Origin of the sequence: Streptomyces sp. MB09-01 (assembly GCF_033794505.1) — a bacterium.
Lineage (GTDB): Bacteria > Actinomycetota > Actinomycetes > Streptomycetales > Streptomycetaceae > Streptomyces.
Map to the genome: position 1 here is coordinate 1 of NZ_JARAYQ010000458.1, position 3,513 is coordinate 3,513.

Genomic DNA, 3,513 nt, shown 5'->3' on the forward strand with positions numbered 1-3,513 from the left:
ACCTGGGCCCCGCCCCACCGTGCGTGCGCCGTCATCGAACATGCTGTCGATATGGGGTCGGCGGGAACCCCCTCTGCCAGGAGTGCCGCGCCCGCCTTCTGGAGTCAGCAGAAGCCGACCCACTCCCAGAGCCTGACGCCGCACGTCGCAGGAGAGCGGTGTCGGGGTGCGGCCCCCGTCGCGGCCCTGACGGCCTGACCCGCACCCCGTACAGCCGAACGTACCCGCCGCTGCAGGCAGCCGCGTACGCCGACGGATCAGCTGGTCATGCCCAGCAGGTTCTCGGGGCTGCAGCACGGGCACGGCTCGGCACCCTCGGCGAGCGTCCGGCGGGCTTCCTCGCGGCTGATCGGCTTGCCGCCGCCCATAGGGCAGTCGCCCAAGTGGACCCGCAACGCCTTCGGACCGGACCCCGTCCCGATCGACTCCAGCTTCCAGTCCGGCGGCGTTCTGGACGCTGCAGAAGCTAGCGCATCCCGAGAACTACCTCGGCTGAGGCGACCGGGAGGAGGGCGCGATGTGCTGAAGCCCCCATCGAGCCCATGCTCGCCCAGGCCCGCGAGACCGTGCCGGGGCCGGGTGTGCTGCACAGGAGCCCCAGCCGCTCGCGGTCTTGCATCGCGAACTTCGACGGCGGCCCTAATGCTGCGCTCCCGGGCTTGCCACTGGAGTTCGGACGGCTTGACGGCGACGGTCTCGGTTGCCGCGCCTCCTCACGCCGCTGGCCTTTTGCCCGTCGTTACCCGGCATCGTCAAGCCCCGAGTCTTAGGGGCATGACCCTGCCGGGTGGCTCCGGCCTACTGGATGTGCGGGCCTGACCCAAGGCACCGGGCGAAACGGACGCCAATCACTGAAAGTGGGACAAGACCATGACTCGCATCATCAGGGGAAAGACCGGTACCAAGCGCCGCATGCGCATGGCGGTGCTGGTGGCCTCGGCCACCGTGGTGGGCGGTGTCATCCTGCCCGCCGCGACGGCTGTAGCTGCCCCGTCGGCCGAGACGAGCGTGGCCTCGGTAGCCGAGCAGAGGGGTAAGGGCGACAAGGCGAAAAAGAAGAAAAAGTACTGCTGGAAAAAGAAGCATAAGTGGGACAAGAAGAAGAAATTCTCTTGCTGGGGGAAGAACAAGGAGTACCACTGGGACCCCGGCTACAAGGTGTACTACGTGGTGGAGAAGCACCGTAAGTACTACTGCTGGGACTCCCACAACCACTGGGACTACTGGCAGCACCACAAGAAGGACCCGAAGTGGGACCCGAAGGCTCCCAAGGACCCCTACGACCCGAAGCACCCGTACGACCCGAAGGACCCGACGGACCCGAAGGACCCGAAGGACCCCACGGACCCGATGGACCCGACGGACCCGAAGGCCCCCACGGACCCGAAGGACACTGAGCCTGGTACGGACGCTGAGCCTGGTACGGACGCTGAGCCTGGTACGGACACTGAGCCTGGTACGGACACCGAGGCGGGTACGGACACTGAGCCTGGTACGGACACCGAGGCGGGTACGGACACTGAGCCTGGTACGGACACCGAGGCGGGTACGGACACTGAGCCTGGTACGGACACCGAGCCTGGTACGGACACCGAGGCGGGTACGGACACCGAGGCCGGCGGCTCCGAGGGCGGCGTCGGCGGTGCTGCGGCGGAGGTGGAGTAGATGCCTGACAGGGGAAGCACCCCCTGAATGAGCGGCGGGGTGAAGGTCTTCTCGGCCTTCACCCCGCCGCACTCTGCTGTTTCCTCGCCGACGGCGCCCACGCGGGCCGACGCAGCCCACGGGCACTGGCGGCAGGCGGCCGCCGAGGCCGCGCGGGCGGCTGCGGCCGCCCGGTACGAGACGGCCATGGTCGAGGCTCGGGTCCAGCAGGCCGAGGACTACGCGCGACTGACCCCGCGTGAGCGCTCCGAGCGCCAGGTGGCCCGGATGATCCTGGCTGCCGGCGGCGACCCCGAGGCGGTACCCCTCAGCATGATCATGGACGTGCTGAAAGTGAAGCAGACCGCCGCAGGCGACATCCGGAAGGCGGCCGTGGACAAGCTGGACGGCGGCTACCGCCCGACCGAGCTGGAAACCCAACTGGACACCAGGGCATAACCCGGCACATGGCGGCGGGCCCCGAACTTAGGCGACGCCCGCCGCCCACCGCGTCAGGGCTGCTGCCCACCAACCACCGCTTACGGAGCCCGGACTCCGACTCACCCGGGTCGGCCTGAGTCTGGCCGGGCACACCGTGCCCGCCCGGCGGATTGAGCGCGGGACGCGCCGGGGCGGGTGTCAGGGCAGCCACTGCCCGCTGGAAGTCCGCGATGTGCTCACCGCGCGCCACGAGCTCGCGGCGCAGGTGCTCGGCCTCGGCTTCGGCCAGCTTCTGCCCGTACCGAGCTTCGGCCAGCGCAAGGGCATGCTCCGCGTTCATCCGAGCCAGCTCCGCCCGCAGGGCGGCCGCGTCCTGGCTCTCGCCGGCGGACGGAGCGGCGGGGCCGGCCGGGGCCGGGGCGGCCTGGTCCGCCGGAGTGGGAGCGTTGAGTCGGAAACCTGCGGCCAACAGGTCGTCCACGGGGACCATCCAACCGTGCTCGGGGTCCTGGAAGGAACCGGGCCGCTCACCCGCCTCACGGCGGCGGCGGATTGTGGTGCGGCTGACGCCGCACGCGGCGGCGGCCTCCCGCTGGGTCAGCATCGGGCGCGTCATGGGTACATCCCCCCGCCCCGCAGCACGTCGTTGCGGCCGACCCGCTCCTGAACACAATCCTGCCCCCGGGCCGCCCTCACCCGAGGGCGGCGGCCCGGGCGCCCTTTGCACGTTCCTGCACGAGTTGGCTGACCACCCCTACTCGGACAGCCAGGACGGTGCTCAGGCCAACCGCGTGCAGCGGCGCCGCTTCTTGACGGGCGCCGCCGTGCTGATGGGCAGGGTGTCGGTCAGTGCCGTGGCCTGCTCAGTGCACTGTCGGGGGTGCGTGCTGGGCTGCATTCGACGATCTCTCGTGCGGCCTTCAGTTTGCTGGGGTGGTCCCCGATCAGTCTGGTGGTGATGAGCACTGCGATCACGATGGGGATGTCTTGGTCTTTCAGGTGCTGCTGGACGGAGTCCATGTCGATGCCTGCCGCGAGGAGGGCTCTGCATTCATCGACGCGGTCGGCTGCCTGCTGTGTCAGCTCGGGGGATAGCCCGCTGATTGAGGCGAGCAGCTCTTCTGCGGTGGGACTGGGCATGGTGGGGATCTTCTCAAAAGCTCTCCCACGGGTTCCACGAGGTTTCAGCTGCCTGACCTACTGTGCCCAGTCGATGCCGAGTTCGGCGAGGGCTGCGAGCTTTCCCGCACCGGCGGACGGCAGAAGCTCGCGAGCCCCTCCACACGGCAGCCGCCCTTGAGGCCCAGCCCGGCCGGGTACTGACGCATCTCGTCCGTTGTTCCCCACACTTGCGTGCGTGTGGTCGCCCGGGGAGGAGGAGAATGTGCGGCATGGCCATGGTGAAAGACATCGATGTTCGCGGTATGC

Annotated in this window: 4 protein-coding genes; 2 read left to right on the forward strand and 2 right to left on the reverse strand. The window is 69.1% G+C overall.

Going from position 1 to position 3,513, the window contains the following annotated elements; genetic code table 11:
* Nucleotides 1-257: 257 nt before the first annotated feature.
* Nucleotides 258-590 (reverse strand): DUF6233 domain-containing protein, encoded by a 333-nt coding sequence (locus PV721_RS42220; RefSeq protein WP_319734033.1) that lies wholly within the window; start codon nucleotides 588-590, stop codon nucleotides 258-260.
* A gap of 280 nt (nucleotides 591-870) precedes the next feature.
* Here PV721_RS42220 and PV721_RS42225 point away from each other — a divergent pair, with 280 nt between their 5' ends.
* A complete protein-coding gene (locus PV721_RS42225; RefSeq protein ID WP_319734035.1) occupies nucleotides 871-1,665 on the forward strand; it encodes a hypothetical protein in 795 nt (264 codons plus the stop codon).
* Between the two features lie 27 nt (nucleotides 1,666-1,692).
* Entirely contained in the window at nucleotides 1,693-2,103 is a 411-nt protein-coding gene (locus PV721_RS42230; RefSeq protein ID WP_319734036.1) for a hypothetical protein, read from the forward strand.
* A gap of 828 nt (nucleotides 2,104-2,931) precedes the next feature.
* Here the strand turns inward: PV721_RS42230 and PV721_RS42235 are convergent.
* Entirely contained in the window at nucleotides 2,932-3,225 is a 294-nt protein-coding gene (locus tag PV721_RS42235; RefSeq protein ID WP_319734037.1) for a hypothetical protein, read from the reverse strand.
* Nucleotides 3,226-3,513 lie beyond the last annotated feature (288 nt).

Bases quoted from the DNA above. Each gene is read 5' to 3' on its own strand.
- PV721_RS42225 (WP_319734035.1), top strand. From the start codon at position 871: ATGACTCGCATCATCAGGGGAAAGACCGGTACCAAGCGCCGCATGCGC.
- PV721_RS42230 (WP_319734036.1), top strand. From the start codon at position 1,693: ATGAGCGGCGGGGTGAAGGTCTTCTCGGCCTTCACCCCGCCGCACTCT.
- PV721_RS42235 (WP_319734037.1), bottom strand. From the start codon at position 3,225: ATGCCCAGTCCCACCGCAGAAGAGCTGCTCGCCTCAATCAGCGGGCTA.